Origin of the sequence: Bradyrhizobium sp. sGM-13 (assembly GCF_018398875.1) — a bacterium.
GTDB lineage: Bacteria > Pseudomonadota > Alphaproteobacteria > Rhizobiales > Xanthobacteraceae > Bradyrhizobium.
The window spans coordinates 1-285 of record NZ_JAGWDK010000278.1; the positions used below are offsets into that span (position 1 = coordinate 1).

The 285-nt window shown below is 57.9% G+C and carries 1 protein-coding gene; it reads left to right on the plus strand.

Translation table 11 applies throughout. From position 1 onward, the window contains the following. Window positions 1–4: 4 nt before the first annotated feature. Window positions 5–285, plus strand: a 281-nt coding sequence (locus KJQ96_RS42570) for a sensor histidine kinase (RefSeq protein ID WP_375293274.1), incomplete at its 3' end; no start/stop codon positions are given.

Below are 285 nucleotides of genomic sequence, written 5' to 3' on the forward strand. Positions count from 1 at the left end.
CGGTATGGCTGGCCTCTTCGCCAAGGCGCGTCACGTCTCGCTCGAGACCAGGATCCCCGACGATCTTCCGCCAATCCGGGCTGATGCGGATCGCTTCACACAAGTAATTGTGAATTTGATCTCCAACGCGGAGAAGTTTTGCGCCAAGGAGAACGGCTGGATCCGGCTTGAGGCTTGGCAGGAGGCTGGCTTCCTCCGCGTTGATGTAAAGGACAACGGCATCGGCATCGCCAAGAAGGACCAGGAGAAGATATTCGAGCGCTTCCAGCAGGCTGGCAATACGCT